The 22,445-nt window shown below is 42.9% G+C and carries 18 protein-coding genes; 7 read left to right on the top strand and 11 right to left on the bottom strand.

What is annotated here, in order from left to right:
* Positions 1 to 86 precede the first annotated feature (86 nt).
* Positions 87 to 1,067, top strand: a complete 981-nt coding sequence (locus tag H9629_RS07000) for a lysophospholipid acyltransferase family protein (RefSeq protein WP_191730794.1) — start codon at positions 87 to 89, stop codon at positions 1,065 to 1,067.
* Here the strand turns inward: H9629_RS07000 and H9629_RS06995 are convergent.
* From H9629_RS06995 to H9629_RS06985, 3 genes are all read right to left on the bottom strand, one after another.
* Entirely contained in the window at positions 1,056 to 3,521 is a 2,466-nt protein-coding gene (locus tag H9629_RS06995; protein WP_191730793.1) for a DNA internalization-related competence protein ComEC/Rec2, read from the bottom strand. The genes H9629_RS07000 and H9629_RS06995 overlap by 12 nt on opposite strands.
* Positions 3,522 to 3,604: 83 nt before the next feature.
* Complete coding sequence (lolD, locus tag H9629_RS06990; protein ID WP_064096270.1) at positions 3,605 to 4,288, bottom strand: lipoprotein-releasing ABC transporter ATP-binding protein LolD; 684 nt, start codon at positions 4,286 to 4,288, stop codon at positions 3,605 to 3,607.
* On the bottom strand, positions 4,281 to 5,516 hold the full coding sequence (locus H9629_RS06985) for a lipoprotein-releasing ABC transporter permease subunit (protein WP_064096271.1): 1,236 nt from the start codon (positions 5,514 to 5,516) through the stop codon (positions 4,281 to 4,283). Before H9629_RS06985 ends, lolD begins: the two co-directional genes overlap by 8 nt.
* Before the next feature lie 26 nt (positions 5,517 to 5,542).
* On the opposite strand from H9629_RS06985, the gene H9629_RS06980 reads away from it, so the two are divergent.
* Positions 5,543 to 6,106 (top strand): PilZ domain-containing protein, encoded by a 564-nt coding sequence (locus tag H9629_RS06980; protein WP_064096272.1) that lies wholly within the window; start codon positions 5,543 to 5,545, stop codon positions 6,104 to 6,106.
* A gap of 18 nt (positions 6,107 to 6,124) precedes the next feature.
* Here H9629_RS06980 and H9629_RS06975 read toward each other — a convergent pair whose 3' ends face one another.
* Positions 6,125 to 7,039 carry a DMT family transporter gene (locus H9629_RS06975; RefSeq protein WP_191730792.1) on the bottom strand — a complete coding sequence of 305 codons (915 nt, stop codon included), beginning with the start codon at positions 7,037 to 7,039 and terminating at the stop codon, positions 6,125 to 6,127.
* 21 nt (positions 7,040 to 7,060) lie between these two features.
* Complete coding sequence (locus H9629_RS06970) at positions 7,061 to 7,546, bottom strand: YaiI/YqxD family protein (RefSeq protein WP_171254960.1); 486 nt, start codon at positions 7,544 to 7,546, stop codon at positions 7,061 to 7,063.
* Positions 7,547 to 7,795: 249 nt separating this feature from the next.
* On the opposite strand from H9629_RS06970, the gene H9629_RS06965 reads away from it, so the two are divergent.
* Complete coding sequence (locus tag H9629_RS06965; RefSeq protein ID WP_191730791.1) at positions 7,796 to 8,728, top strand: hypothetical protein; 933 nt, start codon at positions 7,796 to 7,798, stop codon at positions 8,726 to 8,728.
* A gap of 581 nt (positions 8,729 to 9,309) precedes the next feature.
* Here H9629_RS06965 and serC read toward each other — a convergent pair.
* Positions 9,310 to 10,389, bottom strand: coding sequence for a 3-phosphoserine/phosphohydroxythreonine transaminase (serC, locus tag H9629_RS06960; protein WP_144724610.1), 1,080 nt, complete (start codon positions 10,387 to 10,389; stop codon positions 9,310 to 9,312).
* 526 nt (positions 10,390 to 10,915) lie between these two features.
* Between serC and H9629_RS06955 the strand changes: the two genes are divergently transcribed.
* The 4 genes from H9629_RS06955 to H9629_RS06940 are packed head-to-tail and all read left to right on the top strand — an operon-like array spanning position 10,916 to position 15,766.
* On the top strand, positions 10,916 to 12,400 hold the full coding sequence (locus tag H9629_RS06955) for a TolC family protein (RefSeq protein ID WP_191730790.1): 1,485 nt from the start codon (positions 10,916 to 10,918) through the stop codon (positions 12,398 to 12,400).
* Between the two features lie 11 nt (positions 12,401 to 12,411).
* On the top strand, positions 12,412 to 13,542 hold the full coding sequence (locus tag H9629_RS06950) for an HlyD family secretion protein (protein WP_191730789.1): 1,131 nt from the start codon (positions 12,412 to 12,414) through the stop codon (positions 13,540 to 13,542).
* The gene (locus H9629_RS06945) at positions 13,542 to 14,672 is read left to right on the top strand and encodes an ABC transporter permease (protein WP_064102819.1); all 1,131 of its coding nucleotides are present in this window, start codon (positions 13,542 to 13,544) and stop codon (positions 14,670 to 14,672) included. Before H9629_RS06950 ends, H9629_RS06945 begins: the two co-directional genes overlap by 1 nt.
* Positions 14,669 to 15,766, top strand: coding sequence for an ABC transporter permease (locus H9629_RS06940; RefSeq protein WP_191730788.1), 1,098 nt, complete (start codon positions 14,669 to 14,671; stop codon positions 15,764 to 15,766). Before H9629_RS06945 ends, H9629_RS06940 begins: the two co-directional genes overlap by 4 nt.
* A gap of 29 nt (positions 15,767 to 15,795) precedes the next feature.
* Here the strand turns inward: H9629_RS06940 and H9629_RS06935 are convergent, their stop codons facing one another.
* The 5 genes from H9629_RS06935 to H9629_RS06915 all read right to left on the bottom strand — a co-directional run bounded on the left by H9629_RS06935 (position 15,796) and on the right by H9629_RS06915 (position 22,131).
* A complete protein-coding gene (locus H9629_RS06935) occupies positions 15,796 to 16,221 on the bottom strand; it encodes a DUF3887 domain-containing protein (RefSeq protein ID WP_191730787.1) in 426 nt (141 codons plus the stop codon).
* 68 nt (positions 16,222 to 16,289) lie between these two features.
* On the bottom strand, positions 16,290 to 19,271 hold the full coding sequence (gene gyrA, locus H9629_RS06930; protein WP_191730786.1) for a DNA gyrase subunit A: 2,982 nt from the start codon (positions 19,269 to 19,271) through the stop codon (positions 16,290 to 16,292).
* A gap of 320 nt (positions 19,272 to 19,591) precedes the next feature.
* On the bottom strand, positions 19,592 to 20,251 hold the full coding sequence (locus H9629_RS06925) for a hypothetical protein (protein WP_191730785.1): 660 nt from the start codon (positions 20,249 to 20,251) through the stop codon (positions 19,592 to 19,594).
* A gap of 176 nt (positions 20,252 to 20,427) precedes the next feature.
* Complete coding sequence (locus H9629_RS06920; RefSeq protein WP_064096284.1) at positions 20,428 to 21,360, bottom strand: FAD-binding protein; 933 nt, start codon at positions 21,358 to 21,360, stop codon at positions 20,428 to 20,430.
* 18 nt (positions 21,361 to 21,378) lie between these two features.
* Positions 21,379 to 22,131, bottom strand: a complete 753-nt coding sequence (locus tag H9629_RS06915; RefSeq protein WP_064096285.1) for an electron transfer flavoprotein subunit beta/FixA family protein — start codon at positions 22,129 to 22,131, stop codon at positions 21,379 to 21,381.
* Between the last annotated feature and the right edge of the window lie 314 nt (positions 22,132 to 22,445).

Genomic DNA, 22,445 nt, shown 5'->3' with positions numbered 1-22,445 from the left:
TACACTGAATCGGGTAATTCTGTCTAAACAAAACGTTTTCGCCTATAATAAATTTTGTTCTCTTTTTTTGTACTTAGACTAAATCAATGACGAAACAGGGCTCACGGAATTCAGCTTACGGTTTACTCAAGTATATTAGCCGCCAACCGCTTCCGGTTTCTCGATGGATGGCCCGTATGCTGGCCTTTATTGTGAACAGTTTTAAAGTCACTAAAACTTCGGAAGTTATTCGCCTGAACCTTGAAATCAGTCTCTCCGACCTGCCCGATCAGGAACGTGAACAGATTAACCGTGCTGCAGTGCGTAATGAATTAATGTCATATTTCGAGTTCTTTACCATTTGGGGCTCAAGCAATCAAAAAAATATTAAACGCATTCATCGCGTGATTGGTGAAGATTTACTTCATGATGCACTGGCACAAAATAAAGGCCTGGTGTTAATTGTGCCGCATTTTGGCACCTGGGAAATTATGAATGCCTATGTTGCCCAGTTTACTTCGATGACCATCATGTACAAACCTGTGAAAAATCAGGCTGCGGATCAATTTGTACGTGCCGCCCGTAGCCGGGAAAAAGCACATTTGGTACCAACCGATGAATCAGGCGTCCGTCAGATTTTTAAAGCCTTAAAACAGGGAGGTACGACTGTGATCCTGCCTGATCATACTCCGAATATTGGCGGTGAATATATTCCCTATTTCGGCGTGCCCTTGGCTACGAGTAATTTGAGTGCCAAGCTGATCCAAAAGACCAAAGCCCGTGCCCTGTTTTTATATGCCTTACGTAATACTGATGATGGATTTGATATCTTTATCGAAACGGTTGATGAAAAAATTTATAGTGGTAATGCCAATCAGGGTACCCAAGTTATTATTAATAGTATTGAAAATTTAATTCGTCGCCATCCAGAACATTACCATTGGAGTTATAAACGCTTTAACGCACATCAAGATTTAGGCAATCTTTATAAACTTGAACATGAACAGGCCTTGAGCAAAGTAAATGCCTTAAGAACACAAGATACTGATGCTCATGAAGCTTCATCTGTAATAGAATCATTCACTTAAAGGCTGACGATACAGCCATTGCCATCCATGTCGTTCGGCAGAAAGTACCAGCTTTGAGCTTTGTTGCTGAAAGTGCACGCTGCCCTGTTCTGCCGTGGTCAATAAAGGAATATTAAGAGCTTTTAACCGTTGCTGAGTCAGTTGGCTTGGGTGGCCATAGCGATTAAATTTCCCAGCCGAGGCAATCGCCAGTTTAGGCTGCAAAACCTGTAAAAATTGATAGGCTGAACTGTGCTGACTACCATGATGGCCGAGTACCAGCACATCGACCTGAAGTTCGGGATAGTCTTGAAGCAGCTGATATTCAGTCTCCCAGCCCGCATCCCCCATCAATAAAAAGTTTTGATACGGTCCGGCATTTTTGATTTGCAGATATACCACACAAGAGCGGTCGTTTTTATTGAAGTTTGACGTGTTTAACTGCTGCCGCCGGGGTGCCAGAATTCTAAAGTTAATCTCTTCAGACCATTGCCATTGCTGTCCTTCATAGCAAAACTGAAAACGAGAAGTTCCGGCTGTCTCAGGCATCTGATTAGATGATACTTGTTTGATATTCAATAGATCTTTAATGCTGAAATAAGCACCGCTATGATCCTGATCCAGATGGGTCAAAATCAGTTGATCCAGCTCTCTCACGCCTTGCACAGATAAAAATGGCATAATCACTTGCCGGCCAATACTGAATTTTTCCTCATTATAATAACCACCCATGTCGATCATCATGCTGTGTTGTCCGTCACGAATAAAAATTGCCTGTCCCTGCCCGACATCCAGAATAGACAGCTGAAATGCATGCTGATTGAGCTGAGGAATACACAGCGGTATACAGGCAAGTACTGTCCAGCTTTTGGGTACTAAGCCCCGCGGCAAAAAGACAATTAATAAGCCCAATATGCATAGAGCAATCATCCAGACATTCATGGCCACCGGAATCAGTTGCGGTGCAAACAGCCGATCAAGCAGATCTAGAAATGCCAGCAGCATATGAATAAAAATATCATTGAGCTGAAACAACAGACTCGACAATGGCTCAGAAATGAAAAACAGTAAAGCCGCCAGAATATCTACTGGAACAATCAGCAGGCCAATCCAGGGGATGGCCACCAGGTTGCTTAGTGGGGTAATCCAGGCCACCTGCTTAAAAAACAGCATCATTAAGGGAAACAGGGCCAGAAAAATTTTCCACTGCGACTCTACCAAAACTTTCATTGCAAAATACAGCCGTTGTAATGCTGTGTGTACTATCTGACGAGGCTGTTGCTGAATGGTCTGGTAGATTCGCAGCAAGACAAAACAGGCCCCATAAGACAGCCAGAATGCAGCCGACAAAATGCTAAAAGGATCAAAGAGCAACAATAAGGCAGCACTTAGAATCAACAGCTTTAATGGCTGCACGCTTTGCCTGAGCAATAATGTAAAAGTCACAATCACACAAATCAGTAAAGTGCGTAGTGCGGGAATTTCAAAGCCGACGAAGGCACAATACAGCAGTACACATAATAAAAAAGGCAGACTCAAAAAATACTGCCTTGGCCATTTCAGATAAATCTGCGGTGCGTACCTTGAAATCAGATATTGCAACGTGCCACAAACGATAAAAGCAAAGATCAGTACATGCGGTCCGGAAATCGCCAGTAAATGACTCATACCAAAACGCTGGAATTGCTGTTCCGTCGCTTGATCCAGTAGACTTTCATCACCACTTAATAGAGCCAGTAACAAGCCTTTCTGCTGTACGGGTTGTCTGGCCACAAACTCTCTTAAGGCCAGTCGCTGCTGTTCTACCCATAGCAAAAATCTCTGATTCAAATTTTGCTGCTGACGTAGATACTTAGCATGACCTAGTGCATAGAGTTTTTGCGGTTGCAACTCTTGGATATGTTTAATCCTAAACCCGGCCATGACATTTTGCTGTAATGCCCACTTTTCTGCATCAAAAGTACCTGGTGTGGCATAACTGTGATGCGGACGAATCTGGCCTTGTAATAGATAATAATGTCCTAACTTAAAGGTTCGCTGCCTGGTCTCAGCAGAAATTAAACTAGATGAAGTGGCAGGATCTGAAACTGGCAGAAAACCCATCCACTTAACTGTAGTACCATCAGGATTAAGCACATGCAGGGCTTGCTGGATATTTTGATCACCCAGTTTATTCAGCTCTTTGATATACACCACGATTTCTTCTTCAGAGACCTCGTGCTCCCGCTTGGATAAACGTTCAGCCAGTTGCAGATTGGCATAAGCATGGCCTAAAAACAGTCCTAAAAGCAGGCCGGACCCAGTGATCAACAGGCTTCGCAGCGGTGTATTCAAGATGAGCTTTAATTTATGGCAACACAGATACCAGAGCAGCGCAGCGATCAAAACTGCCGTCCCGCTCAGTTGGACAGACAGGAAATTTTTCCCCATAAAGGCAAGGCCTAAAATCCAGCCGATACATAGCCACTGCAACATTGAATTTTATTCTTTATTATTATTTTGCCCAATAATAAAGCCCACCAGAGTGAGCTTCAATCAAATGCGAATATTCTCGTTATTTAGGATGCAACCCATAGACCATCTTGCATGTGCAAAATCCGGTCTGCAGCATGGGCCAGCTGTTCATCATGCGTCACAATCAGCATCGCCATATTAAACTCACGTTGTAATTCAGTCAGCAGTTCAAAAATTTTTGCTGCAGTCTTACGGTCCAGATTACCGGTCGGCTCATCGGCCATCATCAGTTTAGGTTTACCGACTACTGCGCGCGCCAAGGCTACACGCTGACGTTCACCTCCAGATAATTCACCTGGCTTGTGGGTGAGACGATGCGAAAGACCAACACGTTCCAGCAAATATTCAGCCTGCTGTTTGGCTTCCTTAAACTTTATGCTGTCGCGTAACATCAGTGGCATGGCCACATTTTCCAGTGCCGTAAATTCTGGCAACAGGTGATGAAACTGGTAAACAAAACCCAAATGCTCATTTCGTACATAACCGCGTTCTGCTTCAGACAAGGTATCAAAACGGCGACCATTCACCATGACCTGACCCGAAGTCGGACGATCCAATCCACCCAGAACATGTAATAAGGTACTTTTCCCGGATCCACTGGAACCAACAATCGAGACAAACTCGCCTGCTTTTACCTGTAGCGACAAGCCACGAATCACCTCAACCGTGGCTTTACCATCGGTAAAGGACTTGTGAATATTCTGGGCATCTAAAATCAGATTACTCATAACGCAAAGCCTCTGCCGGTTGAATTTTTGCTGCACGTAAAGCGGGGTAAATCGTTGCGACAAAACTTAAGGCCAGTGATAAACCAACAATCACCAGAACATCCTGCCAGCGCAGATAAGAAGGTAGATAGTTAATAAAATAAGCATCAAACATATTCAGACCGAAAGTATTATTGAGCCAGCCAATAAAGCTACTAATACTGGTTGCGGCAATAATTCCGAGGATCGCTCCTGCGCAAGTTCCAATCACCCCAATCACGGTACCTTGTACCATAAAGATTTTGGTAATCGTGGCAGGTGAAGCACCCAAAGTCCGTAAAATAGCAATGTCCGATTTTTTATCCGTCACTACCATCACCAGTGAAGACACAATATTAAATGCCGCTACCAGCACAATCAGGAATAAAAGCAGGCTGACCATGGCTTTTTCCATCTGAATCGCGCTGAACAGATTACCATGGGTATAAGTCCAGTCCGAAGCATAGAAATTCGCCGGTAAATCGCGTACGATTTCCTGAGACACTTGTGGTGCCAGGAAAATATCATCCAGTTTCAGACGCACACCCTGCGCACCATCCGGCAGACGCAGTAAAGTTGACGCATCATTTAAAGCGATATAACCCATCATCGAGTCAACTTCAGCCCCGATACTGAAAATTCCCACCACTTTAAAACGTTTAAAACGCGGGACCACACCGGCTGGTGAAGGAGTCGCTTCTGGCAGAACCAAGGTAATATTGTCGTTTAAACCGACGCCCATGGCATCAGCCATTTGCTTGCCCAAAACAATACCGAATTCACCTTTTTTCAGGCTGTCAATACTGCCCTCAACCATATGGTTTTGTATGATTGATACTTTTTTCTCATACTCGGGCTCAATCCCGCTGACCATAATGCCGGCAACCTGGCCTTGGGCAGTCAGCATTCCTTGTAACTGGGTAAAAGGTGCAACCCCCTGGACATGTTTATGTCCTTCAATTTGCTTTGCAAGTTCTGGCCAATTTGTTAAAATTTGTGTTGAGGAAACAGTCGCTTGGGGAATCATTCCTAAGACACGATTCTTTAATTCTCGGTCAAAACCATTCATCACAGACAAGACTGTAATGAGAACTGCCACACCGAGTGTGAGGCCGATCATTGAGACCAATGCGATAAAAGAAATGAAGTGGTTACTACGCCGTGCGCGAGTATATTTCAACCCTATATACAGCGAGATTGGTTTGAACATAACCATCTAGTCCGAGGTAATAAATTATGGAAAATGTACAGCATCCAAACGGATTTGCGGAAAGACGCGTCATGTCTCGAATCGATGCTGCCTTACGAATTAATTATCAGATTATTTCCGATGATGTTGCCTTGAATGATCCTTACGATCCTAATTTCGTCTTGCCCCGCTATTTTCTACTACTTGCAGAACTAGATCAATTTGATCATGCGGTTAACTACGAATTAGAACAATTATCTGAAAAAGATCAACAAATTGCTCGAATCTTATCCTTATTTAATCAAAAATTAAACCTTATTACCGGGTCTTTGTATGACGCAATTGTACAAAGCATGTTACCTGTGCCAGAACAGGTGAATTTTTCGGAAACCGGTTTTAGCTTTTTTAATGACCGCCCTATCGCTGAAGGCACCTATCTGCATGTGACTTTAAGCCATCCGGAAAATTTCTTCCATATTGCTGCCACTGCCCAGGTGGTTTACAGTCGTGAAGAAGAAAATGGCAAATATCGGATCGGTGCTTATTTTATTACCATGCATCCGCAAGACCGCGTCAAGCTGGGCGAATGCGTCAAAGCTCACCTCGCTTAAATCATCAGGTCAGTTACTTTAGTCAGTACGATGAGACGATGTAAGGCGAGCATTATAGCTCGCTTTAATTTCTCTGGAAAAATATAGCAACAAACCAGCCAGTAAGATGACTATACCCAAGGCCGCTCCACCCGATAATTTCTCGCTATTTAAAATCACGCCGACAACTAATGCCAGCATCGGCGTCAACACGGTGGTCAATGACAAAGTCGTCGCCTTGATTTTCTGTACCAGCTTAAAATAGCAGAACATAGCAATTAAGGAAGCCATGATGACAGCATAACCAAGTCCAATCAGCGACTTAGCCTGCGGAATCTGGGTCGGTGCAAATTGCCAGATAAATGGCAACATGGCACAGGCCATGCCCGCTGAAACCGCAATAGAGCCGGCAGCCTGCGCCATAGGCTCTAAAGGGGCATTGACTTTTTTCACCCAGAACATAGAAGCACAGTAAATAAAAACACTGAGCAACATCAGGCCAATCCCGATCGGCTGAATATGCTGATCCTTCCCGCCGACACAGATAATCCCCAGGCCCAGCAAGGCAATCGCCATACCACTCCACTGTGAAGCATACAGCTTGAGCTGAAACACAAAGCGGCCAATTAATCCGGTCATGATTGGTGCCAGACCGAACATCAAGGCGATAATACCTGAACTCAAATAGTCGGTTGCAAGATAAGTGAAAATCTGTGATCCGATAAAACTGCATGCACCAGCCAGATAACTGTGCATGGATAATTTATCTAAGGGAAAACGGGTTTTAAACAGCCACAATAGAGCAAATGCAAAAGGCAAAGCCAGAAAAAAGCGTAATGCCAAGGCCCAGAGCGGATGCAGGTCTGTCACACTCCAGACAATCGCAAGTGGCGTCGTTGCCCAGATAAAAACCAATAGAAGATAGGTGGCAATCATATTGGTTTGTGTGGGCATGTGAGTCACTCTGAATAAGGCTTAAAGTGCAGAAGTTTTGCGTTTTTGTTTTTGGATGGTCTGATCGAGTGCGCTGGAAAATTCGCGTTTATCCCGTTCTGAAATCGGTGGCGGACCGCCAGTCTGCACGCCAGCGCCGCGCAAGCTGTCCATAAAATCACGCAGATGTAAACGCGCTTTGACATTGTCGGTGGTATAAATTTCCCCCCGGGGATGAATCGCAATTCCGCCTTTTTCAATCACTTCTGCAGCCAAGGGAATATCTTGGGTCATGACGATATCATGCTTTTTCATGCGCGAAATAATTTCCTTATCTGCAGCATCTGCTCCGCTCATCACCTGAATCGAATTAATCCTCACCGAAGGGGTAATACCTACCGGCTGGTTAGCCACAAAAGTGACTTCAAGCTGATAGCGATCCGAAGCACGAATAATTACATCTCGCAGAATACGGGGCAGTGCATCGGCATCGACCCAAAGTTTAAATGGCAACACAGGGCTTTCCATTAAAGTATAAATCATGGTTATTCTAGCAAATTGGAAGGATCAGGTTGATGATTAAATCACTTCATTTTCCTGAGATCTGGCTTGTATATTTTAAATAAGTATATGATTGGTAAAACTATTGTAATTCATATGGGAAAAGCTTGAATTCACCAGATGCTTATTTTAATTTTAAAATTCATTCAATTGACTTGAAAAATTGCAATGACCCTCGATTAACTACAGATATATCATCCAAGATCAATTGTGCATATGAAAAATCAGAATAGCCCAGAGATCATCACCATTGATGATCAAAATTTCGGTAGTCATGTCGAACACTGGACCTTGCTCACCGACAATCCTGGCACAGATGTACCACAGTGGTTAGGCAAAGCTCTTGATGAACCAATCATGCCGATGGGCCTTTGTACACAAGAATGTGATATGGATACAGAGACCTGGCTGATCCAGGGACCGAGCAAAGCACCAGTACAATTAAGTCAAGTGATTGCCGTTGAAAATAATAAACCTCAAGCCGTAAAAACTGCATTCCCCTGTTTTGATAGCCCTTATCAGGTGAAAGCCACGATTGACCGGATTATTAGCTGTAAATCCAATACTCAAGCTGTATTACGCTTGAATCTGGGTGCTAACAACATTATTTATGCTTTCGATAACCTGTATAGCGTTAATCATCTCTGTTATGAAAAAGATCAGCTCTATGTGGTAAATCTGAACGCCTGGGCCTATGAACTTGAAACAGTCTCAGATCATGAGCATCTGGTGGTTGATGATCCAGCTTCAATCAAACATCACCGCGCCTTGAATGCTATTCTGGCTGGCAATAATGGCATAGCCCCTGATAATTTGCAGGAACAGATTGATGCCTGGCAGCCGCAATCAGAAGAAGATAAAGAATCTGTCACTGTAGATTTTTCTAAAATGGTGGCCTATCTCTATGGCGAAACCCTGGGACAGGAAGATGAAGCCTGGTTCCAAGGCAATATCGTCGGTAAAACTAGCATGCAGTTTATGGATCAGGACTATACCCTATATGATGTCACCCTGATTCATGACGAAGGCCAGCCTGCAACCCTGATCCGCATTGCAACACGCAACGCAGAGTATAAGAATTTTGAAATTGGCCAGTATATCCGTGGCAACTTATGGATCCAGGCCAGTATCTACAGCAAAGCAACCTGAATTCAGCCTACAAGGGAGATACTCATTTAGATGCGTATCTTCTTTTAATCTATTTATATTTTTATTTGTCACTTTAATTTATGACTATTTTTTATACAGATTTACTCGTTTATCTGTCTGGTATTTAAACTGATTAAAAATCCGGTTATCCACATTTTTAAATTCAAATAACTTATTTTAAATCTTTAAATAACCTTTAAAATTCCGTAAAAATAAGCAATTGATTTATCATCAATATAATTTATTGTCGTGCAAATCTGACATTTTAAAAAAATTGAAACTTTATGACCTTTAATCAAGAATGTACTTTATTTAATCAATTTTTTATGATAAAAATACTCACAACAAATAGTATTAACGATAAATAGATCGGACAATAAATATCTATGAAAATCGTGCAAGAAGAAACATTACAACAGGCCGAGCATCATCTTAGCTCTCGCTACAATATTGATATGATGTCGTGCCTTTTTTTCATGTTGGGGATGATCATCTGCGGATTCATCCTGCATACTTTTATTTTCTAAAGTAATTCAATTCATAAAAAACCCAGCATATGCTGGGTTTTTCCGTTTCATGGATCAACCATTGCGTTTGGCAAAGTCATCCATAAAATTCACCAGTGCCTGTACGCCTTCAAGTGGAACAGCGTTATAAATACTGGCACGCATACCACCTACTGAACGGTGACCGGCAAGATTCAATAAATGCTGTGCTTCGGCTTCTTTCAGGAACTGTTTCTCTAGCTCTGCATTGGCCAAGGTAAATGGCACGTTCATGATCGAACGGTTCGCTTTTGCGATTGGATTAGCATAGAAATCACTTTGATCAATGTAACCATAAAGTAAGTTAGCTTTTTCAAGGTTCACTTTGTGGATGGCTTCTACACCGCCATTGTCCAGCAGCCACTCGAATACCAGCCCCGATAAGTACCATGCATAGGTTGATGGTGTATTCACCATTGAACCGTTTTTTGCCTGATCTGCATATCTCAGGATGCTTGGAATTTCAGGTTTGGCCTGATCAAGTAAATCTTCGCGAATGATCACAAGTGTTAAGCCGGCAGGCCCGATATTCTTTTGTGCACCTGCATAAATCACACCAAATTTAGATACGTCTAATGGTGCAGATAAAATGCTAGATGAATAGTCGCAAACTAGAGGCTTGTCTGTTTCGGGAATAGATGCGAATTGCAAACCGCCAATGGTTTCGTTATCCGCATAGTGCACATAGGCAGCATCTGCAGACAGGTTCCATTCACTTTGTGCACTGATGGCATGTTTGCCCTCAATTTTAATACCGGCTTTTACAACATTGATATCGCCATAACGTTGCGCTTCTTTCAAGGCTTTTTCAGACCAGATACCAGTATCGATATAGTCTGCCTTGTTATTTTTGCCGAGCAAGTTTAATGGAATTGCCGAGAATTGTAGTGATGCACCACCCTGCAAGAACAATACTTTGTAGTTCTCAGGAATATTCATGAGTTTACGTAGGTCTGCTTCCGCTTTTTCAGCAACAGCAACATAGTCTGCACTACGGTGGCTCATTTCCATGATCGAAAGACCTTTGCCATGCCAGTCGAGCATTTCAGCTTGAGCTTTTTCAAGTACGGCAGTCGGTAATGCAGCAGGACCAGCACAGAAGTTGTACGCGCGCATGATTTTTCCTTTCAGAGTGAAACACAATCAAATGATGGCATTTAACCATATCTGGCAGGGTCTTGCACAAAATTATTTCAATACAAAACTGTAATTACAGTCAAAAAAACAATGTAGATTCATAAGATAAGTTGACCATTTATAAGAATAATCCTGCTGATGATGCATATTTTAATTAAATGTTTGAGTTTAAAAATAAAACTATTATGATAAAACCACAATAATTAGAAAATCATGAGTGAGATAAAAATGGATCATTTCGTTCATCGTTTCAGATTGGCTATTGCGCATGTTAAACCTGTAACTCAGCAAAACTGGCCAAATAGTAGTAATGAGCGTTTTATATCAATCATGGTAATTTTAAAAAGTTTAGCAACACATTAATTCAGGTCCTACTAACCTGCACTTTTCCTAGACAACTGTAAAATAAACAATATTACAACCATGCCACTGACTGAGCTATAAGGCACTGATTTATAATGTCAGTAAATAAATTTCACTTTATTCAAATTGGCAACTTGCTTTCATGAATACGATAAACGATATAAGCAGATTATTTTTGGGGTGCGGATTATTTTCAGGACTGTTGTGTACGAGTCTGAATTTATATGCCCAAGCCTTGAGTTTTCAAGAAGCCGAAAAACAATTATTACAGTCTTCTTATAGTAGTCAGGCCTATCAAAGTCTGGAACAGGCCTCGCAACTTGAAGCTGAAGCCAGCAAAGGTTTGGGATTGCCTCGTGTCGATCTCAATGTTCGTGCCTATGCTTTCCACAGTGAAGTAGATATTCCCCTGAAGCAGTTTAAAAACAATCTGGAAAATGTACTGTCCCAAGGTGTCACGGGGCAGATCAACCAGTGGGAAGATAATCTTGGGAACGTACTTCCTCCTGACATTACCGGCCCTCTTCAGGAAGGAGTCAACAATGCTATTCATAGCGGCGTCGGCCTGATTCCGGACACCTCCAATGTAGTCCTTGAAGATCAGGTCATTCGCCCTACAGTGTCAGTCATCATGCCTATTTATACAGGAGGCCTGACTGCCAATACCAAGGAAGTTGCCAACATTCAGGCGAACCGTAGTGCGCTAAACAACAAAGAACAGCAAGATATACAGCGTTTTGAACTCATTCAGAGTTATTTTAATGTTCAACTTCAAAAACAGCTTCATGCAGCGGCTGTATTCAACCTGAATGCCATGCAGCAGCATTATCAGAATGCCTTAAAAATGCAACAGCAGGGCTTTATCAGCAAAGGCCAGCGCATGCAGTTTGAAGTGGCACGCAATGATGCCGAACGTGCCCAGCAAAATACTCAGGCCAATCTAAATGCGAGTCTATTTCAGCTGAATAACCTGCTTCAGCAAGGCAACCTGACTGAACTGACCACTCCTTTATTTGTGAATAAGACCGAATCTGAGGACTTAAATCATTTGCTGAAGACTTTCAGCCAAAACTCGCCATTGATTCAAAAAATGCGGTTAGATACTCAATTGGCACAAACCAATGTAAAAATTCAGGAAGCGGCAAAAAAACCGAGTGTCTTTGCTTTTGGAGAATACAGTCTGGATCGTAACGAAAACTGGATTGTAGGAGTGGCTGCCCGTTATAACCTGTTTTCCGGGATTGATAAAAACAAAAACATTCAGGCTGCTGAACTTAAACGTTATGCTGCTGAACTGCTCACTGCACGTACTCAGCAAGAAATTGAAAACCTGATTTACAAATCCTATAGTGAAGCAGTGAGTGCGCAGCAGAGCGATACGCTTTTGGCAAAAAATATAAAGGCGGCCCAGGAAAATCTACGTATCCAGCAATTATCCTTTAAAGAAGATATGGGTACGGCGACACAGGTCATTGATGCACAGAATATATTGAGTGGATTAAAAGCAGAAACTGCCTTGAATGCCTATAAATATGTCATGTCCCTCGCCACCCTTTTACAAAGTTATGGCTCGATTAACGAGTTTTCTAATTATATCCAGCAAACTAATACCCACTATATTCGCTAATGGAGACAGACATGAACGAAGATCAAAAACCAGATGATCCTGTGAATGGCTCAGTCTCCTCAAACAATAAAAGTAGCCCTTCCACCTCACAGCTTGAGTCCGAATCGGTAGAAGAAAAAAATGCTGCAACTTCTGCAGAGCATGAACCATCCTCTGGACTTTCTAAACCCATAAAATATCTGTTACTGGCGGCAATACCTGTTTTACTGGCCATCATTGCCTTTGGTCTATGGAAAAGCTATCACCCGACGACACTTGAATTACAGGGACAGGTAGAAGCGGAAACGATACAGGTCGCCACCAAGGTACCTAGCCGGATTGAAGAAATTTATGTAAAGGAAGGCCAGCAGGTCAAGAAAGGTCAGATTCTTGTCCGCTTATATAGCCCGGAAGTGGAAACCAAAAAACAGCAGGCTGCTGCTGCCCTGCAATCTGCATTGGCCTTACAGTCGACTGTTGATCGGGGTTCTCAAGAGGAGAATATCGCCAGCCTGTATGCCAACTGGCAAGCGTTGAAAGCCCAACAGAATTTAGCCAAAGTCTCCTTTCAACGTGGTGAGAATCTGTTTAAAGAAGGCGTCATTTCCCGTCAACGGCGTGATGAACTTTATGCTGCCAGTCAGTCTGCTGCTCAAATGACCGAAGCAGCCTATCAACAGTATCTACGCGCTAACCGGGGCAGCACTCCGCAACAGAAAACCTCTGCGGATGCACAGGTTGAAATTGCCCGGGCTGCACTGGAAGAAGCCAATTCACTGGTCGCAGAAACAAAACTGCTTGCTCCAATCGATGGAACTGTATCCAAAATCTATGGCGAAGTCTCGGAGCTGGTAGCAACTGCGGTCCCTGTGGTGAGCCTGATTAAAGATGATATGCGTGTGAGTCTGAATATTCGCGAAGACCAGTATGCACCATTCCAGCACATGACCACAATTGAAGGTTATATTCCAGCCTTGGATAAGAAATCTGAATTCCGAATCCAGAATATCAGTGCCGAAGGTGAATTTGCGACCATTAAAACGACACGTCAGACTGGTGGATACGATATCAGAAGTTTTAAAGTCCATCTTGTGCCTGTACCTGCCATACCTGGACTTAAAGTTGGCATGAGCGTCTTGTTTAAATTAAAAGAGGGTTCCTGATGTGGAGGGGGATAGGGCGCGAACTGCGCTATCTGCTCCGGGAAAAATGGGATCTCTGCCTAGTCACGCTTGCGCCTGCCTTCGTCATTATTATATTCAGTAGCATGTTTCTACAGGGTAAACCTGAGCATTTACCTATTGCAATTATTGATCAGGACCAAAGTGCACTCAGCCAGAATATTAATACCTATATTTCAGTCAATCAGACACTTAAAGTAGATCTTGTCACTGGACAAACTGAAGAAGCTGAACTTCTGCTAAATAAAAATAAAATTTGGGGCTATATTCATATTCCGCAGGGTGCCGAGCAACGTCTGGTTCGTGCTCAGGATGCGGGCATCAGTATTGTTTATAATCAGAGTTATTTTAGTATTGGTAATACTATTTCATCTGCCATGCTGATCAGCACCATTGAAGCCATAGCTGATTTTTTAGGAAAGCATTATCTGGAAAATCGGCTGCCTTATCTCGACTTCCCCATCCCCCAGATCAAACTATCCCCGCTGTATAATCCAGATCTTGACTATGAATTTTATTTAGAACCTTTTGTCATTCCGGCAGTTCTACATTTACTGCTCTGTTGTTGCGTGGCATTTTCAGTGGGTCAGGAACTCAAACGGCGAACCTTACAAGACTGGATTAGCCATCAGTCACTCTGGATGGCTTTACTATCGAAAAATCTGGTTTATGTAGCTATTTTTAGCATATGGACCTGGATATGGATGTTCTGGCTGATTCAGATCCGCGGCTGGTTTATAGCTGGCTCTCTTGGTCTGATTTTATTGGCGCAGTTGCTGTTTTATAGTGCCTATGCGTTCTTGAGTAGTGTTATCGTACTAGTGACCAAGGATTTAACCAAATCGTTCGGTTTAATTGCGGTATATGGTGGCTCATCTTTAAGTTTTGCAGGGGTAACCCTTCCCTTAAATAATGCACCCTTATTTACCCATTTCTGGGCTCACATTATTCCCTATACTTCCTATGCCAGGTTACAGACCGAACAGTGGGTGATGGGTAGTCCCGTTAATATTTCACTACAGCCCTTATTTATCCTGCTCATGTTTGTCGTGATCTTTGCCCTGCTAGCCTATCTTTTTTTAAAAAGAGTTGCTAAAGGAATAGTCCAATGAAATCCTGCTGGTCTTATTATCTGCACAGCTTTAAAGATATTGTTTCGCACGAAAGTATTCTTACCACCCTGATTCTTTCTGTACTGTTTTACAGTTTTTTTTATCCTACTGCATATAAGGCTCAGACAGCAGAATCCTTGCCCATTATTATTGTCGACGAAGAGCAAAGCAATTTAAGCACGCGGATCATCCAAAAAGTGCAGGAAAGCCCAAATGTCAATGTCAAAGCAATTACAGGCAATTTCGCGGAAGCCAAGCAATGGGTCGAATCTGAACAGGCAGACGGAATTTTACTGCTGCCGGGCAATTTATCTGAAGCTGTGCTCCACGGTGAATCTGGAGGAATTGGTCTCTATTTAAATGCTGCAAACTTTTTGGCGACCAAACAGATTGGTCTGGGCCTGGCTGCTTCAGTTGAGCAAACCCTATCTGACTACATTGCACAATTTGAACATATATCGGAGTTTTCTCCTGCACTCTCCGTACATCAGATTCCCCTGTTTAATACTTTGTCTGGTTATGGCAGTTATGTATTTCCTGCAGTTGCCCCCTTAATTATTCATCAAACTATTTTATTAGGTTTGAGCATGCTGATTTTGATGTACCGGGAAAGAAAAGTAGAGTTAAACCGCAATGCTTTTATCGGGATCTGTCTGGCAATCTTTACGATCGGTTGTCTGGGCTGTCTTTATTTATTCGGTTTTACATTCTGGTTATTTGATTATCCGCGTGGCGGTAATTTTATCGGCATGCTCATTGCCGTTCCAGTATTTATCTACTGTATTATTGGTATGACCTGGTTGCTCGCCAGCTTTCTGGATATGCCAGAACGGGCAGGCCATGTGATTGTATTTACTTCAATTCCTCTGTTCTTACTCTCGGGTATCGCATGGCCCCACTCTTCTATGCCAGTCTGGATGCAAATCCTGGCCGAAATCCTGCCCTCTACCCAAATTGTGCAGATGTTCATTCAGCTTAACCAGATGGGAGTTCCTACCGCACTAGTGGTATCAAAACTAATTTATCTTGGAGTATTCGGTAGCTTGTGTTTCTTGCTGGGCTATCAACGCCTGATTCAGCTTCCTAAAAACTGACCGGCATCACCATTAAGGCCTGTTCAGATTTAAGGATTGGATTCGCCAAACACTTGAATATTAAAATTACGGATCTTGGCGCTGCCATTCGGCTTGTCAAAACTCACATCATACTGAACCAGATTATTCGGATAAGCAATTTCATAGCTGACCTTATACTGGCTCGGCTGATTGGTCGCTTCTTCAATCTGCTTGGTCATTAAGGTTTTAGACTTGTATTCACCTTGAGGAATTGAACGTGAAAAGCGTTTCATCAACTTTTCATTGTCCTTAAAATAAGCCTGTAATTGTGGTTCGAGTTGATCCAGAAACTCATCATACTTCCCGTCACGTAAATCCTCATAAGCCAGCTGTGCCGCCTTTTCCTGCTCAGGACTCGGATTTGGAATATTTTCCATTGAATTACAGCCACTCAATGCCAGCGCTACTGCTAACAACATTAACTTGATTTTCATCGCTTACCTCTATCTCGTCAAGGTTTATAAAAAAGGACGCCGAAGCGCCCTTTTTATCAGTAGGAAAATTATTTTTCTACTGAATTTTCACCGTCTTTTTCAAGCTGTTCAGCTTCAGTCACTAAATTTGTTTCTGCCACTAAAACGTCTTCACCTTCAATCGCTTCAACAAACTCGTCTTCTTCAACAGCTTCAATAGAAACTACACCGACCAGCAATTCGTCATTACCTAAACGGATCAGACGAACACCTTGTGCATTACGACCTGTTTGCGCAACCTCTGATGCACGTGTACGAACCAGCGTACCGCCATTAGAGATCAGCATCAATTCTTTAGTCGCATCAATTGCCACTGCACCGACTAACTGACCATTACGCTCAGAAGTTTTTAGTGCAATAACACCTTTACCGCCACGTTTTTTGGTTGGGAAGTCATCTACTGGGGTACGTTTACCATAACCATGTTCAGAAGCACACAGCACTTCACCTGTTTCAGGCACAACTACCAGTGACACAATACGGCTGACAATTGCTGAATCTGAACCATCTTCATCATCAGAATCAATGTCATTATCGTCCTGATCTTCAAGCTGTGCTGCTGCACCAATGGTCACGCGCATACCACGTACACCTTTGGCCGAACGACCCATTGAACGCACGTCCGTTTCTGCGAAGCGAATGGCTTTACCTTCGTTTGAGAACAACATGATTTGCTGTTCGCCATCAGTAATCGCCACACCAATCAGGGTGTCATCACCATTAAGTTCAATCGCACGTAAACCGTTTGAACGAACATTCGAGAACTGTTCAAGCTCTACACGTTTAATCGTACCGTATTCGGTTGCCATAAACACATAGAAGTTCTTACGTACAGCTTCCACCTGCTGTACAAACTCATTGATGATGTCATCATCAAGCTCAGTTGTTGAAAGTGCTTGTCCTAACTCTTTCAGCTGCGCACGAAGTGCATCATAAATATCATCTGCACCATCTTCAGATTCAGCCAATGCAGCTTCAAGCGCAGCAAAATGACTGTTGATCACTTCATTACTTTGCAATTGTGCTGCATTTGCTTTTACAAATGCCTTGAAGTCAGCCAGACGTTCCTTGAATTTCTTCGGTGCATCAATCACAGGCAAGATGGCTGTAATCGTTTCGTTTTCGTCTAGTGGCAACAAGTTCACCATTGGACGGCCTTTGGCACCACGTGAGGCTTGTGGCACTTCGTAGACTTTCAGACGGTAAACCTTACCCACATTGGTAAAGCAAAGCACGGTTGCATGATTCGAAGTGACCACCATATGCTGGATGTAATCATCTTCTTTCATGCTGGTTGCAGACTTGCCACGCCCACCACGACGCTGTGCGGCATAATCAGACAATGGTTGAGTTTTTGCATAACCTGTTTTTGAAACCGTCAGCACCATTTGCTCTTCAGGAATCAGATCTTCACGAGAGAAATCGATACGTGACTCGACAATTGACGTTTTACGAGCATCGCCATACTGCTGCAGAATCAAGGCCAGCTCTTCACGAATCACGTTCATCAATAAGTTGAAGTCATTCAAGATAGCCGTGTATTCAGCAATCTGCGCAAGAATTTCAGAATATTCAGCTTGAAGTTTATCTTGCTCAAGGCCAGTCAAGCGATGTAGACGCAGTTCCATAATCGCGTTAACTTGCGTCGGCGATAAGCGATATACATCGCCATCAATACCGAATGGACGGCTAGGATCTTCGCCTTCAATTTCGTCAGGACGTACAGAAACAGCACCGGCTTTTTCAAGTAAAGCTGCTACACCACCTGCTGCCCACTCGCCCGCTTGTAAACGCTCACGCGCCTCAGCCGGGTTTGCAGATGTTTTGATGGTTTCAATAATCTGATCGATATTGGCAAGTGCAACTGTCAAACCTTCCAAGATATGACCACGTTCACGCGCTTTGCGTAATTCGTACATGGTACGACGGGTGACCACTTCCTGACGGTGACGGATAAATGCCGCAATGATGTCTTTCAGGTTCATCAGCTTCGGCTGGCCATTGTCCAGACAGACCATGTTGATGCTGAAAGAGTTTTCAAGTTGCGTGTTCTGGAACAGGTTGTTCACGATCACTTCGGCGTTTTCACCGCGCTTCAGGTCAATCGCGATACGCATACCGTCTTTGTCAGACTCGTCACGAAGCTCTGAAATGCCTTCGAGCTTTTTCTCTTTGACCAGTTCAGCAATACGCTCAATGGTTTTTGCTTTATTGACCTGATACGGAATTTCAGTGAAGACAATCGTGGTGCGGCCATTCTTCGGGTCTTCTTCGAAATGGTACTTCCCACGGATATGCAAACGGCCCTTACCGGTACGGTATGCATCGACGATACCTGATTTACCGTAAATGATGCCGCCTGTCGGGAAATCCGGACCAGAAATATGTTCCATCAACCCTTCAATACTGATCTGGGGATCATTGGCATAGGCCAGACATGCATTCACCACTTCAGTCATGTTATGCGGCGCCATATTGGTCGCCATACCGACTGCAATACCGGTCACACCGTTAATCAACAAGTTCGGAACACGGGTTGGCATGACCTGAGGAATACGCTCAGAGCCATCGTAGTTGTCTTCCCACTCTACGGTATCTTTTTCAAGATCCGCTAACAGTTCGTGGGTCAGTTTACGCATACGCACTTCGGTATAACGCATTGCTGCTGCGCTGTCGCCATCGACCGAACCGAAGTTACCCTGGCCATCTACCAACTGGTAACGCAAGCTGAAATCTTGCGCCATTCGTACAATCGTTTCATATACGGCAGAGTCACCATGCGGGTGATATTTACCGATGACGTCACCGACTACACGTGCAGACTTTTTATAAGCTTTGTTATAGTCATTGCCTAATTCGTGCATTGCGAAAAGCACACGACGATGAACAGGTTTCAAACCATCTCGTACATCGGGCAATGCACGTGACACAATCACGCTCATCGCATAATCGAGATATGAGCTTTTAAGTTCATCCTCAATGGCAATCGGTCTAATTTCCGATACGCTCATGCATACTCCTTATTCTACAAGCCAATTTTGGCTTGTATTTATATGTCGTAAAACTAGCAAAATCATTAACTCAAACGACTGAGTTAAAAACTAAAATACAGCCCTAAATTATAGCATACACACTTGTATTTTTGTGTCGAAATATTCGGCTTAACCTTGTTAATTATCTTCATTTTAGTGATCATTTTCTTATTATTAAAAAAGCAAAAATCAGTCAGTCCGATCCGCTTCTTTTTAATCTTTAAATTGTGCAAAAATAGAATAATACAAAAAAAGATACGCCAATTTACTGGCGTATCTTTAACGGTTTTTTTATATTTTTAGTGAGGCTGATTCAATACTCTACGGTAGCTTAAAACTGCAACAATCAATAGAATTGGCAACAACATCTCTACCCCTTCCTCGATCGTCATAATCATGACTTGACTATGTTTTAGCAACTCGATTCCAAATTCTTCTTTCAGGGTTGAGGTCGTGCGATCCAGCACCTTGCTCAGTCCACCACAGACAATGGTAAGAAAGATAAAAAAATGTGCAATATTTAAGGAATCTTTCATACTTCGTACGGTTTGCACCAGTTTTTTTGCCAGCACCAGAAAGACAAAAATAATCCCGATCAACAAAATAAATCCAAACAGCTTATCCATGAGCGGAATTTCAGCACTGCGATAGAAATTCGTTTTGATGAAGCTGATGTCGAACAGGCGCTTGTGAAAATCCATTTCCCGTAACCCCAGCAATACTGCCGCTAAAGCTGCAAACACCCGGGTATCAGGCTTAATTTCAACATTCAGCAAACATAGCACTGCCAGCAAGTACCAGAGCCATGGGCTCATGACTTCAAAAGCACCTGATTCACTAAACAAATACTGGGTCACCAGAATCGGTGCATTCAGGGCGGTATGAATACAGATCCCCAGATAAAGCGCGATCAGCAGGAAACTAATGAATAGGATATGTGCGGTTTTAGAAAAGGACATGATGAGAAACAGGAGAAAAATCAAACCGGGATTTTATCACTTTTCCTCCAAATGACATACTCTAGTTTCGACTACCGAGTATTTTTAAAAAATCAATAAAAAACGCCCTTGCACAAAACAGTAAAAGATTACTTTCACTATTCGCACAAGAACGTTTTTTGAAGCTAATTCAGGAATTAGATTTTAGAAACCAATTCAGGAATAACAGCATTCAAGTCACCTACTAACCAGTAGTCAGCAACTGCGTTGATTGGCGCTTCTTCATCTTTGTTGATCGCAACGATCACTTTAGACTCTTTCATACCAGCCAAATGCTGAATCGCACCAGAAATACCGACAGCGATGTACAGGTCAGGTGCAACGATTTTACCAGTTTGACCCACTTGCATATCGTTTGGTACGAAGCCGGCATCTACTGCAGCACGTGACGCGCCTTGAGCAGCACCAAGCTTGTCAGCTAGCGGATCAAGGATTTTATGATAGTTCTCGCCCGAACCTACACCACGACCACCAGAAACAACAATACGTGCAGCTGTCAGTTCAGGACGTTCAGATTTTACGATTTCTTCGTTAATAAACTTAGAAATACCGGCATCACCAGTAGAAGCAATAGCTTCAACCGCAGCAGAACCACCTTCCGCAGCTACAGCATCAAATGCCGTACCACGAACAGTCGCCAATACGATGTTTTCGCCTGATTCTACAGTCGCAATCGCATTACCGGCATAGATTGGGCGCTTGAAGGTCTTAGGACCATCTACCGCAATGATGTCAGTGATCATGCTTACGTCAAGAAGCGCAGCTGCACGTGGCAAAATGTTTTTACCAGTCGTGGTAGAAGCAGCAAGGATATGGCTATAATCTTTGCCCAATTCTGCAATCAGTTTTGCTACGTTTTCCGCTAACTGGTTTGCATAAGCCGCATCATCAGCAAGCAATACTTTGCTTACGCCTGCAACTTTAGCCGCCTGGTCAGCAACTGCCTGAGCGCCAGAACCAGCCACCAATACAGTGATATCACCACCGATTTTTTGCGCCGCAGCAACAACGTTTAAAGTAGCAGCGTTTAATGCTTTGTTGTCGTGCTCAGCGATAACTAAAATACTCATGATTTTTATCCTTCTGTATTAGATCACTTTCGCTTCGTTTTTCAATTTTTCTACAAGTTCGTCTACAGACTTCACTTGTACGCCAGCTTTACGCTCTGCAGGAGATTCAACTTTTACTGTTTTCAGTTTAGTTGTAGTGGTTACACCGAAATCTGCAGGTGACTTGGTATCAAGCGGTTTTTTACGCGCTTTCATGATGTTTGGAAGTGCCGCATAACGTGGCTCGTTCAAACGCAAGTCAGTGGTAATGATTGCAGGAAGTGTCAGTTCAACAGTTTGTAAACCACCGTCAATTTCACGTGTTACTTGTACTTTATCGCCGTCTACTTTCACTTCAGAAGCGAATGTACCCTGACCTGCACCCAATAAAGCACCCAGCATCTGACCAACCTGATTAGAGTCGTCATCAATCGCTTGCTTGCCTAGAAGGATCAATTGTGGTTGTTCAGCATCAACAACGCCTTTCAGAATTTTAGCGACTTCCAGCGCACCTAGTTGGCTGTCATCAGCTTCAACCAGAATACCGCGGTCAGCACCAAGCGCCATTGCAGAACGGATTTGTTCTTGAGCTTCTTTAGGACCAATAGAAACAACAATGATTTCTGAAACAGTTCCTTTTTCTTTTAAACGAACCGCTTCTTCCACTGCGATTTCACAGAATGGATTAATTGACATTTTAACGTTAGTTAAGTCAACACCACTGTTGTCCGGTTTAACACGAACTTTAACGTTGGCATCAACCACACGTTTTACAGCAACAAGAGCCTTCATGTAATCCTCGGCTGTTTTAGCAAATGTAAATGTTGAGAAAAGTTAGTGTAACTCTTCACTTAAATTTTTTTAGGTGCCCTATCTTGCAATGTGTACGGCATTTCGGTCAAGTCACAATTCAACAAAGAGCTGTAAAAATGCGTAATTTTCCCTGAACGATGCGTTCACAATTAATTGTTATCGTTTTATTACAATGAAATTTATCAATATTTACTTAAATTTTAACCATTGATTTATATTATTTTTTTATCTGATTAATCACATCAGAAGTTTTGATTGATGACTTTAAATTTAAATTGATTTAAAGCCGCTTG

It is taken from the genome of Acinetobacter pecorum (assembly GCF_014837015.1).
GTDB classification, from domain to species: Bacteria; Pseudomonadota; Gammaproteobacteria; order Pseudomonadales; family Moraxellaceae; genus Acinetobacter; species Acinetobacter pecorum.
The sequence above is the reverse complement of the archived record's forward strand: the minus strand, read 5'-3'. Positions and strand labels throughout refer to the sequence as shown.

Excerpts from the sequence above, each read along its gene's own strand:
- H9629_RS07000 (WP_191730794.1), top strand. The coding sequence starts at position 87 with ATGACGAAACAGGGCTCACGGAATTCAGCTTACGGTTTACTCAAGTAT.
- H9629_RS06995 (WP_191730793.1), bottom strand. The coding sequence starts at position 3,521 with ATGTTGCAGTGGCTATGTATCGGCTGGATTTTAGGCCTTGCCTTTATG.
- lolD (WP_064096270.1), bottom strand. The coding sequence starts at position 4,288 with ATGAGTAATCTGATTTTAGATGCCCAGAATATTCACAAGTCCTTTACC.
- H9629_RS06985 (WP_064096271.1), bottom strand. The coding sequence starts at position 5,516 with ATGTTCAAACCAATCTCGCTGTATATAGGGTTGAAATATACTCGCGCA.
- H9629_RS06980 (WP_064096272.1), top strand. The coding sequence starts at position 5,543 with ATGGAAAATGTACAGCATCCAAACGGATTTGCGGAAAGACGCGTCATG.
- H9629_RS06975 (WP_191730792.1), bottom strand. The coding sequence starts at position 7,039 with ATGCCCACACAAACCAATATGATTGCCACCTATCTTCTATTGGTTTTT.
- H9629_RS06970 (WP_171254960.1), bottom strand. The coding sequence starts at position 7,546 with ATGGAAAGCCCTGTGTTGCCATTTAAACTTTGGGTCGATGCCGATGCA.
- H9629_RS06965 (WP_191730791.1), top strand. The coding sequence starts at position 7,796 with ATGAAAAATCAGAATAGCCCAGAGATCATCACCATTGATGATCAAAAT.
- serC (WP_144724610.1), bottom strand. The coding sequence starts at position 10,389 with ATGCGCGCGTACAACTTCTGTGCTGGTCCTGCTGCATTACCGACTGCC.
- H9629_RS06955 (WP_191730790.1), top strand. The coding sequence starts at position 10,916 with ATGAATACGATAAACGATATAAGCAGATTATTTTTGGGGTGCGGATTA.
- H9629_RS06950 (WP_191730789.1), top strand. The coding sequence starts at position 12,412 with ATGAACGAAGATCAAAAACCAGATGATCCTGTGAATGGCTCAGTCTCC.
- H9629_RS06945 (WP_064102819.1), top strand. The coding sequence starts at position 13,542 with ATGTGGAGGGGGATAGGGCGCGAACTGCGCTATCTGCTCCGGGAAAAA.
- H9629_RS06940 (WP_191730788.1), top strand. The coding sequence starts at position 14,669 with ATGAAATCCTGCTGGTCTTATTATCTGCACAGCTTTAAAGATATTGTT.
- H9629_RS06935 (WP_191730787.1), bottom strand. The coding sequence starts at position 16,221 with ATGAAAATCAAGTTAATGTTGTTAGCAGTAGCGCTGGCATTGAGTGGC.
- gyrA (WP_191730786.1), bottom strand. The coding sequence starts at position 19,271 with ATGAGCGTATCGGAAATTAGACCGATTGCCATTGAGGATGAACTTAAA.
- H9629_RS06925 (WP_191730785.1), bottom strand. The coding sequence starts at position 20,251 with ATGTCCTTTTCTAAAACCGCACATATCCTATTCATTAGTTTCCTGCTG.
- H9629_RS06920 (WP_064096284.1), bottom strand. The coding sequence starts at position 21,360 with ATGAGTATTTTAGTTATCGCTGAGCACGACAACAAAGCATTAAACGCT.
- H9629_RS06915 (WP_064096285.1), bottom strand. The coding sequence starts at position 22,131 with ATGAAGGCTCTTGTTGCTGTAAAACGTGTGGTTGATGCCAACGTTAAA.